General features: G+C 64.4%; 16 protein-coding genes. 4 read left to right on the top strand and 12 right to left on the bottom strand.

From position 1 onward, the window contains the following. Positions 1 to 184: 184 nt before the first annotated feature. Positions 185 to 1,528, bottom strand: coding sequence for an EAL domain-containing protein (locus tag B015_RS0125485; protein WP_018430595.1), 1,344 nt, complete (start codon positions 1,526 to 1,528; stop codon positions 185 to 187). A gap of 332 nt (positions 1,529 to 1,860) precedes the next feature. Here B015_RS0125485 and gshB point away from each other — a divergent pair, with 332 nt between their 5' ends. Further along, positions 1,861 to 2,802 carry a glutathione synthase gene (gene gshB, locus B015_RS0125480; protein WP_018430594.1) on the top strand — a complete coding sequence of 314 codons (942 nt, stop codon included), beginning with the start codon at positions 1,861 to 1,863 and terminating at the stop codon, positions 2,800 to 2,802. A gap of 157 nt (positions 2,803 to 2,959) precedes the next feature. Here the strand turns inward: gshB and cml are convergent, their stop codons facing one another. Together cml and B015_RS0125470 are read right to left on the bottom strand one after the other, a co-directional pair. Further along, positions 2,960 to 4,144 (bottom strand): CmlA/FloR family chloramphenicol efflux MFS transporter, encoded by a 1,185-nt coding sequence (gene cml / locus B015_RS0125475; RefSeq protein WP_026227720.1) that lies wholly within the window; start codon positions 4,142 to 4,144, stop codon positions 2,960 to 2,962. 228 nt (positions 4,145 to 4,372) lie between these two features. Further along, complete coding sequence (locus B015_RS0125470) at positions 4,373 to 5,419, bottom strand: sensor domain-containing diguanylate cyclase (protein WP_051091926.1); 1,047 nt, start codon at positions 5,417 to 5,419, stop codon at positions 4,373 to 4,375. A gap of 772 nt (positions 5,420 to 6,191) precedes the next feature. Here B015_RS0125470 and B015_RS0125465 point away from each other — a divergent pair. Beyond that, positions 6,192 to 7,724 carry a YifB family Mg chelatase-like AAA ATPase gene (locus B015_RS0125465; protein ID WP_018430591.1) on the top strand — a complete coding sequence of 511 codons (1,533 nt, stop codon included), beginning with the start codon at positions 6,192 to 6,194 and terminating at the stop codon, positions 7,722 to 7,724. Positions 7,725 to 7,903: 179 nt separating this feature from the next. On the opposite strand, the gene B015_RS0125460 is transcribed toward B015_RS0125465, so the two are convergent. Together B015_RS0125460 and B015_RS0125455 are read right to left on the bottom strand one after the other, a co-directional pair. Continuing rightward, positions 7,904 to 8,473 carry a transglutaminase-like cysteine peptidase gene (locus B015_RS0125460; protein WP_018430590.1) on the bottom strand — a complete coding sequence of 190 codons (570 nt, stop codon included), beginning with the start codon at positions 8,471 to 8,473 and terminating at the stop codon, positions 7,904 to 7,906. 621 nt (positions 8,474 to 9,094) lie between these two features. Beyond that, on the bottom strand, positions 9,095 to 10,372 hold the full coding sequence (locus tag B015_RS0125455; protein ID WP_018430589.1) for a polyhydroxyalkanoate depolymerase: 1,278 nt from the start codon (positions 10,370 to 10,372) through the stop codon (positions 9,095 to 9,097). 288 nt (positions 10,373 to 10,660) lie between these two features. Here B015_RS0125455 and B015_RS0125450 point away from each other — a divergent pair, with 288 nt between their 5' ends. Beyond that, the gene (locus B015_RS0125450) at positions 10,661 to 11,401 is read left to right on the top strand and encodes a metallophosphoesterase family protein (RefSeq protein ID WP_018430587.1); all 741 of its coding nucleotides are present in this window, start codon (positions 10,661 to 10,663) and stop codon (positions 11,399 to 11,401) included. 13 nt (positions 11,402 to 11,414) lie between these two features. Here the strand turns inward: B015_RS0125450 and B015_RS0125445 are convergent, their stop codons facing one another. From B015_RS0125445 to dnaK, 6 genes are all read right to left on the bottom strand, one after another. Beyond that, positions 11,415 to 11,702 carry a DUF1330 domain-containing protein gene (locus B015_RS0125445; RefSeq protein ID WP_018430586.1) on the bottom strand — a complete coding sequence of 96 codons (288 nt, stop codon included), beginning with the start codon at positions 11,700 to 11,702 and terminating at the stop codon, positions 11,415 to 11,417. Positions 11,703 to 11,723: 21 nt separating this feature from the next. Continuing rightward, positions 11,724 to 12,422: an orotidine-5'-phosphate decarboxylase gene (gene pyrF / locus B015_RS0125440; protein WP_018430585.1), complete on the bottom strand. Its 699-nt coding sequence runs from the start codon at positions 12,420 to 12,422 to the stop codon at positions 11,724 to 11,726. After that, positions 12,419 to 13,015, bottom strand: coding sequence for an NAD(P)H-dependent oxidoreductase (locus B015_RS0125435; protein ID WP_018430584.1), 597 nt, complete (start codon positions 13,013 to 13,015; stop codon positions 12,419 to 12,421). Before B015_RS0125435 ends, pyrF begins: the two co-directional genes overlap by 4 nt. Before the next feature lie 118 nt (positions 13,016 to 13,133). Further along, positions 13,134 to 13,739, bottom strand: coding sequence for a phospholipid N-methyltransferase PmtA (gene pmtA / locus B015_RS0125430; protein WP_026227717.1), 606 nt, complete (start codon positions 13,737 to 13,739; stop codon positions 13,134 to 13,136). Positions 13,740 to 13,839: 100 nt separating this feature from the next. Next, complete coding sequence (dnaJ, locus tag B015_RS0125425; RefSeq protein ID WP_018430582.1) at positions 13,840 to 14,973, bottom strand: molecular chaperone DnaJ; 1,134 nt, start codon at positions 14,971 to 14,973, stop codon at positions 13,840 to 13,842. 199 nt (positions 14,974 to 15,172) lie between these two features. Beyond that, positions 15,173 to 17,089, bottom strand: coding sequence for a molecular chaperone DnaK (gene dnaK, locus B015_RS0125420; RefSeq protein ID WP_026227716.1), 1,917 nt, complete (start codon positions 17,087 to 17,089; stop codon positions 15,173 to 15,175). Positions 17,090 to 17,355: 266 nt separating this feature from the next. On the opposite strand from dnaK, the gene B015_RS31585 reads away from it, so the two are divergent. Further along, positions 17,356 to 18,414, top strand: coding sequence for a zinc metalloprotease HtpX (locus B015_RS31585; RefSeq protein ID WP_245262276.1), 1,059 nt, complete (start codon positions 17,356 to 17,358; stop codon positions 18,412 to 18,414). Positions 18,415 to 18,592: 178 nt separating this feature from the next. Here B015_RS31585 and B015_RS0125410 read toward each other — a convergent pair whose 3' ends face one another. Beyond that, positions 18,593 to 19,333 (bottom strand): hypothetical protein, encoded by a 741-nt coding sequence (locus B015_RS0125410; protein ID WP_018430579.1) that lies wholly within the window; start codon positions 19,331 to 19,333, stop codon positions 18,593 to 18,595. Positions 19,334 to 19,389 lie beyond the last annotated feature (56 nt).

Here is a 19,389-nt window from a genome sequence, read left to right as displayed (position 1 = left end):
AGCAGGCCGCAAGCGCGCCTGTCTTAGCCCATGGGCCAGCAAAGCGGAAACGCTTTTCCGCGGCGGAAGCCGTCTTTTTCAAACGATTGAAGGCTGGCGAATCAGCGCGACATCGAGTGGCAAATGAAGCGCCCTGCTCGCCGATCAGCTGCCGCGGCAGACTATCGAAGCCGGATCCGGACGATCACAGCGCCCGGGCGTAGGCCGCGCCGCGATGGGCCTCGCGCAGATAGCCCAGCGTTGCGTCCGCATCGGCCGGCTTGCCAAACAGGTACCCCTGGCCACCGGCGCAGCCGAACTGGATCAACCTTTCGGCCTGCGCTTCCTGTTCGATGCCTTCTGCCACCACATCCATGCCCAAGCCCTCGCACATCGCCAGGATGGCGCGGATGATATGTTCGGACGGACGGTCGTCGAGGATCGAGGCGACAAAGGCGCGATCGATCTTGAGCTTGTCGAAGCGGAATTCGCGCAGGCGGCCGAGCGACGACTGGCCGGTGCCGAAATCGTCGAGCGAGACGCGGATGCCGACGCGGCGCAGGTCCTCGACGATTTTCTCAGCCGAGATCGGATCGGTCATCAGGCCGGTTTCGGTAATCTCGATCTCGAGGCGGCGCGGATCGAAGCCGGTGCGCTCGAGGATCGACAATATGTGCAGGCCGGTGTTCTGGTCGACCAGCTGCGACGGCGACAGGTTGAACGACAGGAACATCTCCTGCGGCCAGCTGCGCGCCGCTTCCGCCGCCTTTCGCAGCACCAGCTGCGACAGCGGCCCGATGATGCCGCGCTCCTCGGCGATGGGGATGAACACGGCCGGCGACACGAAGCCGAGGTCCCGGTCGGTCCAGCGGGCCAGGGCCTCGAAGCCGACGGTGCGACGGGTGTTGAGGTCGACGATTGGTTGGAAATGCGGTGCCACCTCGCCGGCGGCAACCGCACGGCGCAACGCCTGCTCGATGCGGGTGACGCGCTTGGCCGCTTCTTCCATCTCGCGAGTGTAGACAACGACGCGGCCGCGACCCGAACGCTTGGCGTGATAGAGCGCGGTCTCCGCCTTGCGCATCAGCGTTTCGGTGTTGTCCTCCGTCGATTGGAACAGCGAGCAGCCGACCGAGGCCGACAGGCGCGCCGTGCGCTCGCCGACATCATAAGGCGCCGACAGGATTTCGATCAGCATGCGCGCCTTTTCGGCGGCGGCTTCCTCGCTGAACACAAGCGGATAGAGAAAGGCGAATTCGTCGGGGCCGATGCGTGCGACCGACGAATAGCCGTCAGCGGCGGCGCGCAGCCGCATCGCCACCTGCACCAGAATCTCGTCGCCGGCGCGATGGCCGAACAGGTCGTTGATGGGCTTGAAGCCGTCGAGATCGAGAATGCCCACGGTAAACGGTGCCGGGTCTTCGGCGCGATCATCGATCAGCCGCCCGACCTTGTCCTGGAACCGGCGCTGGTTGCCAAGGCCGGTCAGCGCGTCGGTAAACGCCAGGTCGCCGGTTTCCCTGTCCGAATGGCTGACGCCAAGTGGCATGCGCACGTCTCTATTCCAGTGCTTATTGCAATCGTGTGCGGACACTGGCAGCAAAGCGTTTAGGAATTGTATTCAATCCGCGCCCTCGTCCGCTTTTCGACATCGCGTCGAAACCGGTTTCAGATCGGATCCCAAAGCTCCGAAGTTCCGAGCGGCCCGAAACGCCGCTGCTTTCCCGCAAGTTGAGATAGGCCCGGCTATCGCCGGCCGAAAACACTTGCCCGTCCCGCCATTGCATAAGGCCGGCAAATCGCTACATCCTCGTGACCCAGGCGCGCCGCCGGCCATCGGCTGCCGCTTCATCATATCGACCAGCCGCGCCGGAGACCTCCATGCCGCTCAAGATCGCCGTCCAGATGGACCACATCTCCACCGTCAACATCGCCGGCGACACGTCGTTCGCGCTGTCGCTGGAGGCGCAGCGCCGCGGCCACGAGCTCTACCACTACACACCCGACCGGCTGTCGCTGCGCGACGGCAAGGTCTTCGCCCGCATCGAGAAACTCGAAGTGCGCGACATCAAGGGCGACCACTTCACCCTCGGCGAGCCTGTCCGCACCGACCTGTCGGAGATGGACGTGATCCTTTTGCGCCAGGATCCGCCCTTCGACATGAACTACATCACCACCACCCACATGCTCGAGCGCATCCACCCCAGGACTCTCGTCGTCAACGACCCGGCCTGGGTGCGCAACAGCCCGGAAAAGATTTTCGTCACCGAATTCGCCGACCTGATGCCGGAGACGCTGATCACCAAGGACCCGCAAGAGGTGGCCGCCTTCCGCAAAGAGTTCGGCGACATCATCGTCAAGCCGCTCTACGGCAATGGCGGCGCCGGCATCTTCCACCTGCACGAGGCCGACCGGAACCTGTCGTCGCTGCTCGAAATGTTCGGCCAACTGTTCCGCGAGCCCTACATCGTCCAGCGCTACCTCAAGGACGTGCGCAAGGGCGACAAGCGCATCATCCTGATCGACGGCGAACCCGCCGGCGCCATCAACCGCGTGCCGGCCGAGCACGACGCCCGCTCCAACATGCATGCCGGCGGCCGCGCCGAGAAGACCGAGCTCACTGCCCGCGAGCTTGAAATCTGTGCCCGCATCGGCCCGTCGCTGCGTGAACGCGGCTTCATCCTCGTCGGCATCGACGTCATCGGCGACTATATGACCGAGATCAACGTGACCTCGCCGACCGGTATCCGCGAGGTCAAGAAATTCGGCGGCGCCGACATCGCAGCCCTGTTCTGGGATGCGGTGGAGAAGAAGCGGGCCTGAGCGGCCTGCTATCGCCTGACCATCGGAGCCGCGCCAAGGCCTCGCCTACAGCGCTAGCGCAATTCCTGGACGAGCGCGGATGGGATTCCGCAAGCGAAGAGCCTGCCGGTGTCGGCGCGAAACCGGAACCGGTATCGCCCGACACCAGCCGAGTGCGCTAGTGTCTCCCGAGCCACCTCAACCCGCACAGCGTCACGGCCGCCATGACCGCGCAATAGGCAGCGAGCGGCCAGGCCGTGTCGCCTCCGAGCGCGACCACGACAAGCGTGCCGACAATGCCGACGATCAGGCTCTCGACACAGAAGTAGAGCGCCACCGCCGCGCCTGCGGCATCGCCGAACGCCTCTAGCGCGCCGTTCGCCGTCACCGCGCCGGCGAAGACGATGCCGACCGAGATCACCCACATCGGCACGACGAAGGTCAGGAACGACGGTTCGGCGAACGACTGCCCAAGCCCCAGCAGCGCTGAGCCGAGGAAAAGCATGGCCATGCCCCTGGCGAGACTGCCTGATATGCCCCAGCGCGCCACGAACAGTTTGGCGAAGCGCGTTGTGGCTATCATCGCAACCGCCGCAGTGGCGAAGGCCAGGCTGAAGCCGAGCTGCGAATAGCCGGCCCTGTCGATAAGAACGCGCGGCGCCGTCGAGAAGAACACGAAAAACGCCCCCATCGCCGCGCTGAAGCCGAGCGTGTAGACCCAGAAGGCAGGGCTTTTCAGGATCGTCGAGAAAGCCGGCCGTGACTGGGCCGTCTCGGGTCGCGTCTCGTGCCAGTGCGGCAGCGCGTTCAGCACGGCCGCTACAGCAAGGATGCCGAGCACGGCGAAGATCGCCTGCCAGCCAAGACTTTCGGCAATCAGCGCGCCTGCGATCGGACCGAGTGCCGGCACGCAGGCCAGCATGGCGCTGAACAGGCTGTAGATGACCGCGCCCTCCGGTCGCTCGGCATAAACGTCGCGCACGGTGGCGAAGGTGGCGACAAGCGCCGCCGATGCGCCCAAAGCCTGGACGACACGCAGGGCAACGAACAGCTGCGCCGACGTGGTGACGGCAAGCAACAACGAAGCAACGGCGAACAGGACTGCGCCCGATATCAGCACCGGGCGGCGGCCGATACGATCGGAGACCGGGCCGAAAACGACCTGGCCCAGCCCGAGCACGATCATGTAGAGGCTCAGCGTCAGCTGGACCACGTCAGGTGTCGTGCTGAGCATTGCGGGCATCGCCGGCACGACCGGCAGATAGATGTCCATAGCCAGCGAGGCCAGGATGTCGAAAGGCGCCATCAACAGTAGCGCCGCGGGTAGGGAATGGCCCCAGGTGGAAAAATTTCGATTGGGCATGACAAAGCATCCGCTCAAATGAATTTCATATGGCGGCGATCTGCCACTTCGCATGTCTGGATGAGGGGGCAGGGCGCCGCAACAACGTATCGGGTGTTGTTGCGGCCTATCTGTCTGCGGACTTGGTGGTGCCCATGTCGATGTCGCGATTGCTCGCGTGCCCTGCAAATACTGTGATGGCGAACTAGCAGGCCAGCGGGTCCAGAACAAGCCTTGGCATGGTGCTGCTCACGCAGCGCGCGGATTGGGCAGGCTTGCGAGGCTATCGGGCTTGAAGATGCGGAAGGTGTTCCGGCCCGCAGCCTTGGCGGCATAAAGCGCGGTGTCGGCGCTGACCAGCAATTCGGGCAGCGTCGCGCCCTCGATCAGGGCGATGCCGACCGAAGCGCCAAGCTTCAGGGAATTGCCGCGATAGTCGAGGGGCTTGCCAAGCCTGTCGATGATCTGGCGGGCGAGCTCGGAGATCGAGGCCAGATCGAGATCCGGACCTGTCAGCACGGCAAACTCGTCGCCGCCGATCCGGGCAACAAGTTCCATGCCGGCGCAAGCATCTTCGAGACGCCGGGACACCTGCCTGAGGCATTCGTCGCCCACGGCATGGCCAAAGCTGTCATTAACCTGCTTGAAGCCATCGAGATCGACAAGCAGCAGCGCCGCCGGGGCAGGGCAGTCGGGCTGGCTGGCGGTCAGCCCGGCCAGCCTCGACTGGAACTGGCTTCGGTTGGCGAGGCCGGTCATGACGTCGAACTCGGCGAGATAGCGTGTCTGGTCGCCGAGGATTTTCTCCTCGGTGATGTCCTGCTTCATGCCGAAGATGCGCACGGCGACCCCATCTTCGCATTCGACGGTTGCGGTGATCCGTATCCAGCGGCGATTGCCCTTCACCGTAACGATCTCGGCATCGAGGCTGAAGCCGGTGCGTTCGGCGATGGCCCTGCTGCGCCGGGCGTGCAGCTCCGCCACGGACTCGGCAGTGTAGCATTGAAGTGTCTGTCTGCGATCGACCGCCGAGCCGCGCGGCAGGTCAAAGATGTCGTAAACGACATCGGTCCAGTGCAGGGCCTCGTCGGCAAGGTTGCATTGCCACACGCCGATGCGGGCGGCGGCTGACGAGCGGTCGAAGATCTTCTGCGAATGCGCCAACGAGACTGCCTGTTCGCGGATCAGCGCCGCCTGCGCCTCAAGCTTCGCCTCGAGTTCAGCGATGCGGTCGGCCGAGCGCCTGCGCGCGCTGCCCAATCGTCCGATCTGTCGCCTGACCAAGATCGCCCCCATGAAGATCTACTGTCTTCCATCGATATATTCGCGCACGAGCACTTAACATTTTCTATCAAGGCATGGCGCCGAGGCCAGCCGCGCCTCGCCCTGCATCGAGCTAGATCGAATGGTCTAGGCAGACGCCCCAGCGGCAGAACTCTGTGGAAATCTCTCCCCCAATACATATCAGGTGATATAGACCAAAGCATCTACACCAGATTGCCGAGTGCAACACGTCGCAACTTTTGGTTATTGCCTGACGTGGGGTTAACTGGGCGTAAATGAAATGTCTGTTCTGCCAACTGAAGCGCTGCCGAGGGTACGTCCGGCGGCAATAGCATCCCTTGTGTTCACCTGCCTTTGGTGGGGCACACTCTTTATCGTCGCCGAGCGGCCGATCTGGCTCTGGTAGCCAAAAGGACGCCGCGCTCTCCCGCTGGCTGGGAAGCGCAAGAGCCGACGCACCCAAACAGGATCGGCCAATTGGTTTCAGCGTGTGTCGAGCTACAACCTTCGGGTCCAATAAGCGCTTCAATAGCCTCCTGACCCGCCTCGCGATCCCACTGCGGAAACTCGCGCTCGCGCCAGAGGTATTGACCGGCAATAGATCGGCCTTGGAGGCCTGCCCCGTCACCTGAAGTGACCACCCGGCGCGGTATCGAGTAGCCACGACGGCGCAGATGTTCCCTAATTGTTCTTGCGCACCCCTGCAATCTATGCTTGTCTCCAGCAAGGTCGATGACGACCTGACCGCGCCGGCTAGGGATGATGACCGGCGCAAGGGGGCGGCATGGTTTCGCATGTGCGTACTGTTGCATTCCAGGGCATCGAGGCGGTTCCCGTCGATGTGCAGGTGATGGTGGCGCCGGGCAAGGTCGGTATCTCGATCGTCGGCCTGCCCGACAAGGCTGTCGCTGAAAGCCGAGAGCGGGTGCAGGCAGCGCTTCACGCCTCGGGCCTAGCGATGCCGGCCAAGAAAGTGACTGTCAATCTCGCCCCGGCCGACCTCCCCAAGGAGGGCAGCCATTATGATCTGCCGATTGCTCTCGGGCTGATGGCGGCGCTGGGTGCCGTGCCCGGCGACGCGCTCGCCGCCTATGTCGTGCTCGGCGAATTGTCGCTCGACGGCACCATTGCCTCAGTGGCCGGCGCCCTGCCAGCCGCGATCGGGGCAAATGCCGAGGGCATGGGGCTGATCTGTCCCGCCGGCTGCGGACCCGAGGCCGCCTGGGCCGGTGCCGACATCGATATTCTTGCGCCGCGCAGCCTTATTGCCATCGCCAATCATTTCCGGGGCACGCAGGTTTTGTCGCGGCCCGAACCCGGCATCCGCGCACCTAGTGCCGGCCTGCCCGACCTCGCCGACATTAAGGGCCAGGAGAGCGCCAAGCGGGCGCTCGAGGTGGCTGCGGCCGGCGGGCACAACCTTCTGTTCGTCGGCCCGCCCGGCGCCGGCAAGTCGATGCTGGCGGCGCGCCTGCCCTCGATCCTGCCGCCTCTCGCCCCCAAGGAGCTGCTCGAGGTCTCGATGATCGCCTCCATTGGCGGCGAGCTGGCCGAGGGCCGGCTGACCGACCGGCGGCCGTTCCGCGCGCCGCATCATTCGGCCTCGATGGCAGCGATGGTCGGCGGCGGGCTCAAGGCCCGGCCCGGCGAGGTCTCGCTCGCCCACCATGGCGTGCTGTTCCTCGACGAGCTTCCCGAGTTTTCACCGCAGGTGCTCGATTCATTGCGGCAGCCGCTGGAAACCGGCGAATGCATGATCGCGCGCGTCAACCACCGCGTCACCTATCCGGCCCGCATTCAGCTCGTCGCCGCCATGAATCCGTGCCGGTGCGGCATGGCCGGCGAACCCGGTTACCGCTGCCTGCGTGGCCCGCGCTGCCAGTCGGACTATCAGGCGCGTATTTCGGGGCCGCTGCTCGACCGCATCGACCTGCGCATCGAGGTGCCGGCGGTGTCGGCTGTGGATTTGATCCGCACCGGCAATTCCGAAGCGAGCGCCGATGTCGCAGCACGCGTCGCTCGCGCCCGCAAGATCCAGCGCGAGCGGCTCGAGGGCCTGGGCATCGCCGGCGCCACGACCAACGCCCAATGCTCGGCCGGGATCGTCGAGGACATCGCCGTGCCCGACGCGGGCGGGCTCGCGCTGCTGCGGGACGCCAGCGAAAAGCTCGGCTTTTCCGCCCGCGCCTACCACCGCGTGCTCAAGGTCGCGCGCACCCTCGCCGACCTCGACGCCAGCGAAACCGTTGGCCGCATCCATCTCGCCGAGGCGATTTCCTACCGCATCTCGTCCGAGCGCATGGCCCAGGCGGCGTAGGCATCGGTGGGCGGCACGTGAGGCGCCACCGTCTGTCTGCATGACCGATCCGGTCTGCGGCTGTGGGACGTAAGGTTGATCTTGGCGCGTTGGGCGCATCGTCGCTGACACGCCAAGCTCCGAGCTGCGCCAGCGCGCAAGCGTGCCTACGGAAATCGTTCCGGTCTTCGAGACAATCCCTAGCGGACGGAGCCGACCAGCGTGGTCTGGCCTTCGCGGATCGAGACCCAGCGGCCGGTGTTTTCAGTCGACTGGCGCTTGAGGTAGTTGTAGCCGGTCTCGTCCCAGGGGCGCACGGCGTCAGTCAGGTTATCGAGGATGAACTCGCCCTGCGAGGTTCTGACGGTCAGCACCGCATGGCCTTCGCCGTCGGGCTTGCGCACCACGGTAATCAGCAGATTGGCCAGCGACACGCCTTCGCGGTTCAGCATGCGCCGCTTTTCCAGCACATAGTCCTCGCAGTCGCCGACGCCCTTGTCGGGATAGGCCCAGACCTCGTCACGACCGTAGATGTCGATGTCGTTCATCGGCTTGACCGCCGCATTGACCGACACGTTGATGGCGACGATCTTGCGCCACAGGGCACCGCTCAGCTGCTCGGGGCCGGGATCGCGCTGCTTGATCGAGCACTCGCTGGGGTTGAGGCGGCAGAAATCGTAGTGGCCGATCGGCTGCGAGGTCAGCCCGCCGGTGACCATCGGCTGCGAACCGGCGAAAGCGGCACCCGAAGACAGGACGACGCCTGCCATCAGCCCCAGAACCACACCGGCTCGCCCCGCCGCGTACCGTACGCCTGCTGCGGAAATCATCTGCCCCGCCCGCCCCTTTACATCGTTAATAAAACGTTAAGATCGGGAGGCCTGTCGAGTCAATGAAAGCCGGCCAGAGACTGGAGTTATGGTTACCGCCGGGCGGCTCGCCGCGACTATTGTGCAACAGCACCGGGCCGACAGGTCGGCCAACACTCACGATGGCCGTCCGGAAAATTATACATATTCAGCTAGTTAGCTGATCGCTTGCCCTACACCCGCCGCCTGGGACGCCAAGGTCGTCGCGGACTGCCACACCCGGACGGTTCGCCGGGAGCACCGACCTTGTGGAAAAACCCGCGCTCACGAAATACTCCCCTGGATCGGCACCGCTTCCCGCGCCTGTCCTGAAAAAGGGCTGTGTCCGGCGTTGCCGGTGGACAGGCTGGCGACGCCGAGGAGAGAGGCTGCTCGGCAACGTGAGCGCCAAGCACGCGTTCCCTGGCCGGCCGGCGAATCCGCCCCAAAGACCAACGCTGAAACGAAAAAGGGCTGCACGCAAAGGTGCAACCCTTTGAAAGCACTTTGGGCGCAACAGTCCATCGGGCAAGCCCCGACGGCTCAGCCCTTGGCCGAGCGCACCAGCCGCGGCTTGGCACCCTTGCGCGAAGCAGTACCGTGGCTCGCCATGAAGTCGGCGATGCGCGGCACGATCTCGGCGCGGAAGCGCGAGCCGTTGAAGACGCCGTAATGGCCGACGGCCGGCTGCATGTAATGCGCCTTCATCTCTTGCGGGATGTTGGTGCAGAGGTCGTGCGCCGCCTGCGTCTGGCCGAGGCCGGAGATGTCGTCATTCTCGCCTTCGACCGTGAACAGCGCCACGTTGCGGATGGCGGTGAGATCGACCGGCTCGCCGCGGTGGGTCATCTCGCCCTTGGGCAGCGCATGGCGAATGAACACGGTGTCCACGGTCTGAAGGTAGAACTCGGCGGTCAGGTCCATCACCGCCAGATATTCGTCGTAGAAGTCGCGATGCTTCTCGGCGCCGTCGCCGTCGTTCTTCACCAGGTGCATGAAGAAGTCCTTGTGGGCGATGATATGCCGGTCGAGGTTCATGCTCATGAAACCCGACAGCTGCAGGAAGCCCGGATAGACATCGCGGCCAAAGCCGGGCGCCGGCCACGGCACCTGCATGACGACATTGTCGCGGAACCAGTCGAGCGACTTCTGCTCGGCAAGCTGGTTGACGGCGGTGGGGTTGCGGCGCGTGTCGATCGGCCCGCCCATCAGCGTCATGCTTGCGGGTGCAAAGCGGTCGCCGCGCGCCTCCATGATGGCAACCGCCGCCAGCACCGGCACCGAAGGCTGGCACACGCCCATCACATGGGTGTCCGGCCCCAGCGCATGCAGCATGTCGATGACGTAGTCGATGTAGTCGTCGAGGTCGAACTTGCCCTCGGCCAGCGGCACCATGCGGGCGTCGGTCCAATCGGTGATGTAGACGTCGGCATGAGGCAGCATCGCCTCTACCGTGCCGCGCAGCAGCGTCGCATAGTGGCCCGACATCGGCGCCACGATCAAAAGCCGGGGGCTCGGGCGGCTGCCCTCGAGCATGGCGCGCTCGAAACGGATCAGGTTGCAGAAGGGGCGGGACCAGACAACACGCTCGGTCACCGCAACCTGCTTGAAGTCTACCACCGTCTTGTCGAGGCCGAAGGCGGGCTTGCCGTAACGCCTGGTCGTGCGCTCGAACAGCTCGGCCATGGCCGCCACGGAGCGGCCCAGCGGCATGTGCGAGAAGGGGTTCAGCGGGTTGGAATAGAACAACTTCACTGCATCGGCATAGGCTCGCGCCGGCTGGAGGGCCGCGTGGGTCGATTCATAGAGCTGGTAAAACATGCTGTCCCCTAGCGGGCCATTCGGGAGGCGAGCCGGCAGTGTGGCTCGTCATGCAATGCAACGAAGTTAACAAACATCTGCTGCGATGCAACATCTCATTCGGCGCGAAACAGGCTCATTGTTTGGTCCAAGCCGTTGAAAAAGCGTTTCCAACGTGTCCGCCGGCTTACAAATGCCATGCCTTGACATTGTGCAACGCCGAAATCTGGCGCACGAACAAGCAGGAGAGATGTTTGCAGCCGACGCAGGCTTGCACCAGCGTCTTGGCCAGCGCAACAGGGGGCTCCGATGCGGATTGCGGCAATCGCAGATGTTCATGGAAACGCGCTGGCGCTCGAAGCGGTGGTAGCCCACATCCGCGCTTCCGCACCCGACCTCATCGTCAATCTCGGCGATCTCGTGTCAGGGCCTTTCGACCCGGCCCGCAGCGCCGACATGCAGATCGCGCTCGACTGCCCCACGATTGCTGGCAACCACGAGCGGCAATTGCTCGCAGGAGACACTGGCTTTTCGGATGCCTTCGCGAGGCCGCACCTGACCAGCGCGCACCTGGACTGGATCGCCAGCCTGCCGGGGACGCTGGAACTCGCCGGTGGAGAAGTGTTCGCCTGCCATGGCAGCCCGGCAGGCGGCGACCTCGAATATCTTCTCGAGGATGTCAGCTCCGGCCGCCCGACGCTGGACACGGCGGACGCCATCGGCACCCGGCTTGCGGGCATCGGCAAGGCGAGCCTGGTGCTGTGCGCCCACACCCACATTCCGCGCATTGCCACGTCAAGGGGCGTGCTGGTCGTCAATCCCGGCAGCGTCGGCATGCCGGGATATCGCGACACGACGCCCGTCGCGCATGTGATGGAGGCGGGCAGCCCGCACGCGCGTTACGCGATCATCGACAGGCTTGCCCGCGGATGGGCGGTGGGACTGCACGCCGTGCCCTACGACTTCGAGGCTGCCGCGCGTCAGGCCGAACAGGCGGGCCGTGATGCGGTCGCCTATTCCGTCCGCACCGGGCGGATGCCTCCAGCCTAGCGTCAGAGGCTCGTCAGACGCCCTCGACCAGTATGATCTCGCCATCGGCGAATTGCTGGCGGATCGACTTGGCGTGCTGGTATTCAGGCGAGAGGTAACAGTTGCGCGCGTCTTCCATCGAGGCGAACTCGATAATGACGTTGCGGGCCCGACCCGGCCCCTCGACCGCCTCATGGGCGCCGCCACGGGCGATGAATTTCGCGCCGAAGCGCTCGAAGGCAGGCTTCGCCGCGGCGACATAGCCCTTGTAGCCCTCGGGGTCGCGCACGTCGACGCGTGCGATCCAGTAAGCCTTGGTCATCAATTCCTCCCGAGATATGCGTCAGGCTTTTGCCATTTCTTCCAGGATAGCCTGGGCGGCAGCCCGCCTGTCAACCGCGCCGACGATCGGCCGGGCGACAACGAGGTGGCTGGAGCCATTGCGGATCGCGTCCGCTGGCGTCACCACGCGCTTCTGGTCGCCATGGTCGGCCCCTGCGGGGCGGATACCGGGGGTGACGACCGCCATATTGGGTCCGACGATGCGGCGCACGGCAGACGCTTCGCTGGCCGAGCAGACGATGCCGCCCATGCCGGCATTGAGCGCCTGTTCGGCGCGGTGCAGCACCAGCGTGTGTGGGTCGAACTCGTAGCCTGCCTCTATCATGTCCTGTTCGTCCATCGAGGTCAGCACCGTGACGGCGAGCAGGCAGAGGTCGCTGCCCTCGGCTGCCTTCACCGCAGCCCGCATCGCCTTGGGATAAGCATGCAGCGTCAGCATGGTCATGCCCATCTTGGCGATGTTTTCGACGCCATTGGCCACCGTGTTGTCGATGTCCAGCAGCTTCATGTCGAGGAACACCTTCTTGCCGCCGCTGGCGAGCTCTCGGGCAAAGTCGAGGCCGCCGGCAAAGGCCAGCTGGTAGCCGATCTTGAAGAAGGTCGCGGTTCCCTCGAGGTCGCGCACCACCTGTTCGGCGTCCTTCACCGTGGGCACGTCGAGCCCGACGATCAGCCTGTCGCGCATTGCTTCGATGTTCATAGCTCGGTCCTCGTTGACAGCAGGATCGCCCGCTGGATCAGTTCGCGGCACAGCCGCTCCATGCCCTTGCGCAGGCGTTCTTCACGGAAATCGCCGTTCTCGTCGAAAGCGGCGCTCGCGTTCGGCACCGAAACCTGCGGCGAGATCACCTCCATCTGGATGTGCGACAGCACGGCGCGCAGATGATTGGCGCTGCGGATGCCGGCGAAATGGCCGTCCGACGACGAGCAGATCGCCACCAGCCGGCCGGGAAAAGCGTGCAGCGGCTTGCCGCCGTCGCTGCGGACACGGCTGATCCAGTCGATGGTGTTTTTCACCGGCGGCGGGATCGAGCCGTTGTATTCGGGCGTGGCGATCAGGATCGCATCATGGGCTACGAACAGCCGGGCAAGCGCCAAAGCGTGCGCGGGAACGCCCTCATGCTGCTCGAGATCCTGGTTCATCAGCGGCATCGGATAGTCGGCCAGCGAGATGCGGGTCACGTCCGCACCCTGCAGCGCCAGTTCCTTATGGGCGCAGTCGGCGGTCAGGCCGCTATAGGCGCCGGTCCTGATCGAACCGGCGAAAACAAGGATTTTCGGGATTATCGGCATCAACCATCCTGCTGCGCGCGGCTCGGCGCGCGCTCAGTCTCGTGGCTGCGGGTATAGAGCAATTCCAGGAAGGCTGTGAAGCGGTTTTCGGCCCGAAACCGCGCCGAAAAGCAGGGGATCAGTGCTTGCCGCGGCGATAGACCCAGAGCTGGGTCGGCGGAATGTTGCGGATGACGAAGTCGAAATGCTCGACCGTGTAGTTGCCCAGTCCTGGCGGGATCGGCGACTTCGGCCCGTAGGTCAGCTGGATCACCGGGCGGCCGGCGGGGATGCGCTTGAGCAGGCCCTCGAGATAGGCGACGCGGCTGGCGACGGGAAAGTTGAGCAGCGGCACGCCAGAGACGACGCTGTCGAAAACCAGCCCAGCCTTGTCGCCGAGCGTGGTGTCGAGCGCAAAGGCGTCGCCCTCGATGACATTCACACCGGGATAGTTGCGGCGCAGGTGCTGGACGAAATCGGCTGAATATTCAACCGTGTAGAGGTTCTCCGGCTTCACGCCACGGGCCAGGATCGCCTTGGTGATGACGCCGGTGCCGGGACCGACCTCAAGCACCGGCAGGCCCGATTTGGTGTCGATGACGGAGGCCATGCGCTTGGCGGTGATGGAACTCGTCGGCACGATCGAACCGACGGCCTTGGGCTTGTCGATCCAGCCTTTGAAGAATTTCAGTTCGTCGTCGAACTTGGCTGCAAGGGTCTTACGCAATCCGGAACCGCGTGACATCGATATCGTCTCCTACCCCTGCCGCCTCGGATCAATATCAAGAATGAGGTCCAAGGCAAGTCGAAAGCTGGCTCAACTTACCTTACGACATGTCGCAAGGTCATTTCTCCCCAAAGGATTCGAAAAAGTCCTTCATGCGCGAGAAGAAGCCGCTCGATTGCGGCGAATTCTCGGTCGAGGACAGCTTCTCGAATTCCTCCAGCAGCTCGCGCTGGCGGCGCGTCAGGTTCTGCGGCGTCTCCACGGCGGTCTGAATGTACAGGTCGCCGACCTGCGGCTGGCGCAGCACCGGCATGCCCTTGCCCTTGAGGCGGAACTGGCGGCCGTTCTGGGTGCCTTCGGGCACCTTCACGCGCGTCTGCGTGCCGTCGAGCGTCGCCACCTCGAAGGAGCCGCCGAGTGCGGCCGTGGTCATCGAGATCGGCACCTTGCAATAGAGGTCGGCGCCATCGCGCTGGAAGAACTCATGCGGCTTGACCGACAGGAAGATGTAGAGGTCGCCAGACGGGCCGCCGCGCGCGCCGGCCTCGCCCTCGTTGGCGAGACGGATGCGGGTGCCGTCCTCGATGCCTGAGGGAATGTTGACCGAAAGCGAGCGCTCCTCGACGGTGCGGCCCTGGCCGGCGCACTTGCCGCAAGGGTCCTTGATCGTCTGGCCGCGGCCCTGGCACTGTGGGCAGGTGCGCTCGATCGAGAAGAAGCCCTGGCTGGCGCGCACCTTGCCGTGCCCCTGGCACATCGAGCAGGTGACCGGCTGGGTGCCGGGCTTGGCGCCCGAACCGGAGCATTCGGTGCACGACACCGAGGTCGGCACGCGGATCTGCGCGGTCTTGCCGGCAAAGGCCTCCTCGAGGGTGATTTCCATGTTGTAGCGCAGGTCGGCGCCGCGCTCGCGGCCGTTCGAGGAGCGGCGCCTGCCGCCACCCATCATGTCGCCGAAGATGTCCTCGAAGATGTCGGCGAAACCGCCGGCGCCAAAGCCGCCACCGCCGCCATTGCCCATGCCGCCATTCTCGAAGGCAGCATGGCCGAAGCGGTCATAGGCGGCGCGCTTCTGGGGGTCCTTCAGAGTCTCGTAGGCTTCATTGATTTCCTTGAACTTGTGCTCGCAGGCGTCATCGCCCGGATTGCGGTCCGGGTGGAACTGCATGGCGAGCTTGCGGAAAGCCGACTTCAGCTCCTTCTCGTCAGCGCCCTTCTGGACGCCCAGCGTTTCGTAGAAATCAGCTTTCATATCTTCCCGCTGCCGGATGCCCAATGTCTTGCGTGGCATTGGTTTGCCGGTTCATTGCCTGGCGACAGGCTTTCGATTTAGTGAGCCAGAGGCCGCGATGCCAGAGTTTGCGAGGCCTGCGCCGCATTTTTTCGGCTCAGGTTGCAAAAAAGCCCGGCCAAACCGCCGGGCTTTCTTGTCAGAGCCTCGAAATGGGCACTTAGGCCGACTTCTTCTTGTCGTCGTTGTCGTCGATTTCTTCGAAATCGGCGTCGACAACGTCGCTGTCCTTGGCCGCGTGAGCCGCGGCGTCGGATTCAGCCGCTTCCTTCTGCGAAGCCTCATACATCGCCTGGCCAAGCTTCATCGAAGCTTCGGCAAGCGCCTGCGACTTGGCATTGATGGCCTCGACGTCGTCGCCCTCGGTGGCGGTCTTCAGGGCCGCGATCGCATCCGAAATTGCGGTGCGGTCGGCTTCGGTGACCTTGTCGCCATACTCCTTCAGCGACTTCTCAGACGAGTTCAGCAGGCTTTCGGCCTGGTTGCGTGCCTCGACCAGCGCCTTGCGCTTCTTGTCGGCCTCGGCATTCACCTCGGCATCCTTGACCATCTTCTCGATGTCGGCGTCCGACAGACCGCCAGAAGCCTGGATGCGGATCTGGTGCTCCTTGCCGGTGCCCTTGTCCTTGGCCGAGACGTTGACGATGCCGTTGGCGTCGATGTCGAAGGTCACTTCGATCTGCGGCACGCCGCGCGGTGCAGGCGGAATGCCGACGAGGTCGAACTGGCCGAGCATCTTGTTGTCGGCAGCCATTTCACGCTCGCCCTGGAAGACGCGGATGGTCACTGCCGACTGAGAATCCTCAGCCGTCGAGAAGACCTGGCTCTTCTTGGTCGGGATCGTGGTGTTGCGCTCGATCAGGCGGGTGAACACGCCGCCCAGCGTCTCGATGCCCAGCGACAGCGGGGTCACATCGAGCAGCAGCACGTCCTTGACGTCGCCCTGCAGAACGCCAGCCTGGATGGCGGCACCGAGAGCAACCACCTCATCGGGGTTGACGCCCTTGTGCGGCTCCTTGCCGAAGAACTGCTTCACGATCTCCTGGATCTTGGGCATGCGGGTCATGCCGCCGACCAGGACCACTTCGTCGATCTCGCCAGCCTTCAGGCCGGCATCCTTGAGCGCTGCCTTGCACGGCTCGATCGTGCGCTGGACGAGATCATCGACCAGCTGCTCGAACTTGGCGCGCGACAGCTTCAGTGTCAGGTGCTTGGGGCCGGTGGCGTCGGCCGTGATGAAGGGCAGGTTGATTTCGGTCTGGGTCGTCGACGACAGCTCGATCTTGGCCTTTTCCGCAGCTTCCTTGAGGCGCTGCAGGGCAAGCTTGTCGTTCTTCAGGTCGATGCCCTGTTCCTTCTTGAACTCGGCCGCCAGGTACTCGACCAGGCGCATGTCGAAGTCTTCGCCGCCGAGGAAGGTGTCGCCGTTGGTCGACTTCACCTCGAACACGCCGTCGCCGATCTCGAGCACCGAGATATCGAAGGTGCCGCCGCCAAGGTCATAGACGGCAATCGTCTTGCCTTCGGTCTTGTCGAGGCCGTAGGCGAGGGCCGCAGCCGTCGGCTCGTTGATGATGCGCAGCACTTCGAGGCCGGCGATCTTGCCGGCATCCTTAGTCGCCTGGCGCTGGGCGTCGTTGAAATAGGCCGGAACGGTGATGACCGCCTTGTCGACCTTCTCGCCGAGATAGGCTTCCGCAGTTTCCTTCATCTTCTGCAGGATCATCGCCGAGATCTGGCTGGGCGACTGCTTCTTGCCGCCGGCATCCACCCAGGCGTCGCCGTTGTCACCCTTCACGATGTGATAGGGGACCAGCTTCTTGTCCTTTTCGGTGACCGGATCGTCATAGCGGCGGCCGATCAGGCGCTTGACCGCGAAGACGGTGTTTTCAGGATTGGTGACCGCCTGGCGCTTGGCCGGTTGGCCGACGAGGCGCTCGCCGTCGCCGCTGAACGCGACGATGGAAGGGGTCGTGCGCGCGCCTTCCGCATTCTCGATAACCTTCGCGTCCTTGCCGTCCATGACGGCTACGCAGGAATTGGTCGTTCCCAGGTCGATGCCGATAACTTTTGCCATTTTGCTACTTCTCTCCGCTTAGCAGGCTCTCTGGACCCATTGAGGCGTTCCGTCGAGAGCCCCTTGTCACAAGAAATTCCGCTCCGGATGCCGGATTTCCGGGCCGAAGCGGTGTTGCGGCGTATATAAGAACAGGCTTCAGACAGCGCAAGCGTCCCGAAACTTTCCAATTGCCAGGACTCGGCAAAAGCCTGTCGAACCCACATACTCTGCCTATGAGCGAGCTGCGTTCAATCAACTTATTCGAGCATCGCCGCAACCGGGCGGTGAATACGCTGCAAACCTGGCTTCTCGGCGTCGGCAGCCTGCTCCTGCTCGGCATCACCGCCTGGGCCTTCGCCGGCAGCACCGGAATCCTCTATGCCCTTGTCTTTGGTGCGCTTTCCATGTGGGCGGTGCGGCGGATCAGTCCGCAGATGGTGCTGTCCATGTACAAGGCCCGGCAGGTCAGCGCGGCCGATTTTCCGGCCGGTTTCCGCATCGTCGAGGAACTCGCCCGCCGCGCCGAGCTGCCGGCCGTGCCGAAACTCTACGTCATCCCCTCCAAGATGATGAACGCCTTTGCCGTCGGACGGCGCGAAAACGCGGCCATCGCCGTCACCGACGCGCTCGCCCGCAGCCTCACCCCGCGCGAACTGGCCGGCGTTCTCGCCCATGAAATCAGCCACATCGCCCATGAGGACGTGAAGGTGATGGCCTTTGCCGACATGGTGTCGCGCTTCACTTCGTTCATGTCGACCGTCGGTCTGTTTTCGCTGCTGCTCAATCTGTTCGGCTTTGCCGGCGGTTTCGAGCCCAAGGTGCCATGGCTCGCCGTCGTCGTCCTGCTCGCCGCGCCCACCGTCGGCGGCCTGCTGCAGATGGCGCTGTCGCGAACCCGCGAATTCGACGCCGACCTGGGTGCCGCCACGCTGACCGGCGACCCCGATGGCCTGGCTTCGGCGCTGACCAAGCTCGAACGCGCCCAGGGCAAGCTGTGGGAAAACATCCTCTTGCCCAGCGGCCGCATCCCCGATCCCTCGGTCCTGCGCACCCATCCGCTCACCGCCACCCGCATTGCCCGGCTGTGGGCGCTGAAGGCCGAGGAGGCGTCCGACGAGTTCGGCGCCACGCCCAGTGCAGCGATGCCACATGTCACGCGCCCGTCGCTGGTCCCCAAGATTCGCGCCCATCCCGGAACCTACCTGCCACATGGCGCCCGCGGCTTCATCAACGCCGCCAACACCGATTTCGCCGACGATACCCGCCCCGCCAGCGACGCCCCGCTCAATCCACCCAGCAGCCGCCCCCGCATCCGCGTCACCCGAGGTGGGGTGTGGTGGTGATTTTTCACCCCAGGAGTGGGGAGACGATTTCCACGGTCTGAGGAATTTCCGCGGCTGACATCAGGCGCATGCCGATGTTGTGCCATCGGGCCAATCTTCGTCGTCTCGTTGCCAGCACCGCTAATCCGCCGCTTCGGGGCACCTTCTCCCATAAGGGGAGAAGGGCAAGAGAGCGCGCCTAGCGCCGCCCCTTCGCGCCAGTCGGACGCCGCTTCGCGGCATCAGAGCCACCCTTCGTCGCAGCCGGTGCGCTGTTCGCCGCTACCCAGATGACGTGGCGGGCGCCGCCGCCCTTGGTGCTGGCGCGGACCTTGACCTCGTCGGTGACAAAACCGCTCTCATGCAGCCGACGCGAAAACGATTTGTCGGGGCCTTGTGACCAGACGGTCAGCACGCCGCCCGGCTTGAGCGCGGTCTTTGCCGCATAGAGGCCGGTGTAGTTGTAGAGGCTGTCATTGGCGTCGCGCGACAGGCCCTCGGGGCCGTTGTCGACGTCGAGCAGGATGGCGTCGTAGCTGCGCGCGCCGTCGCGGATAAGCTTGCCGACATCGCCGACCACGACCTCAACGCGCGGATCGTCGAGGCCGCCGGCGGACAGCTCGGCCATCGGTCCGCGCGCCCAGTCAACGACCTCACTCACCAGTTCGGCGACGACGATGCGGGCGTCCTTGCCGAACAAGGCGAGGGTGGCGCGCAGCGTGAACCCCATGCCGAGACCGCCAATCAGGATTTTCGGCTTCGAACGGCCGCCAATGCGCTCATGGGCAAGCCGCGCCAGGGCCTCTTCGGAGCCGCTCAGCCGGCTGTTCATCAATTCGTTGGTGCCGAGCATGATCGAAAACTCGGTACCGCGCTGCTTGAGGCGCAGTTCGCCGCCGCCGGGGATCTTCGCGGTGTCGAGTACGGTCCAGGGAATCATCGCCGCGTGCCTTGGTTGTCGAACGTCATGGGCCGCTCCCTAGAGCATTTTGCCGC

It is taken from the genome of Hoeflea sp. 108, assembly GCF_000372965.1.
Taxonomy (GTDB): Bacteria; Pseudomonadota; Alphaproteobacteria; order Rhizobiales; family Rhizobiaceae; genus Aminobacter.
The sequence above is the reverse complement of the archived record's forward strand: the minus strand, read 5'-3'. Positions and strand labels throughout refer to the sequence as shown.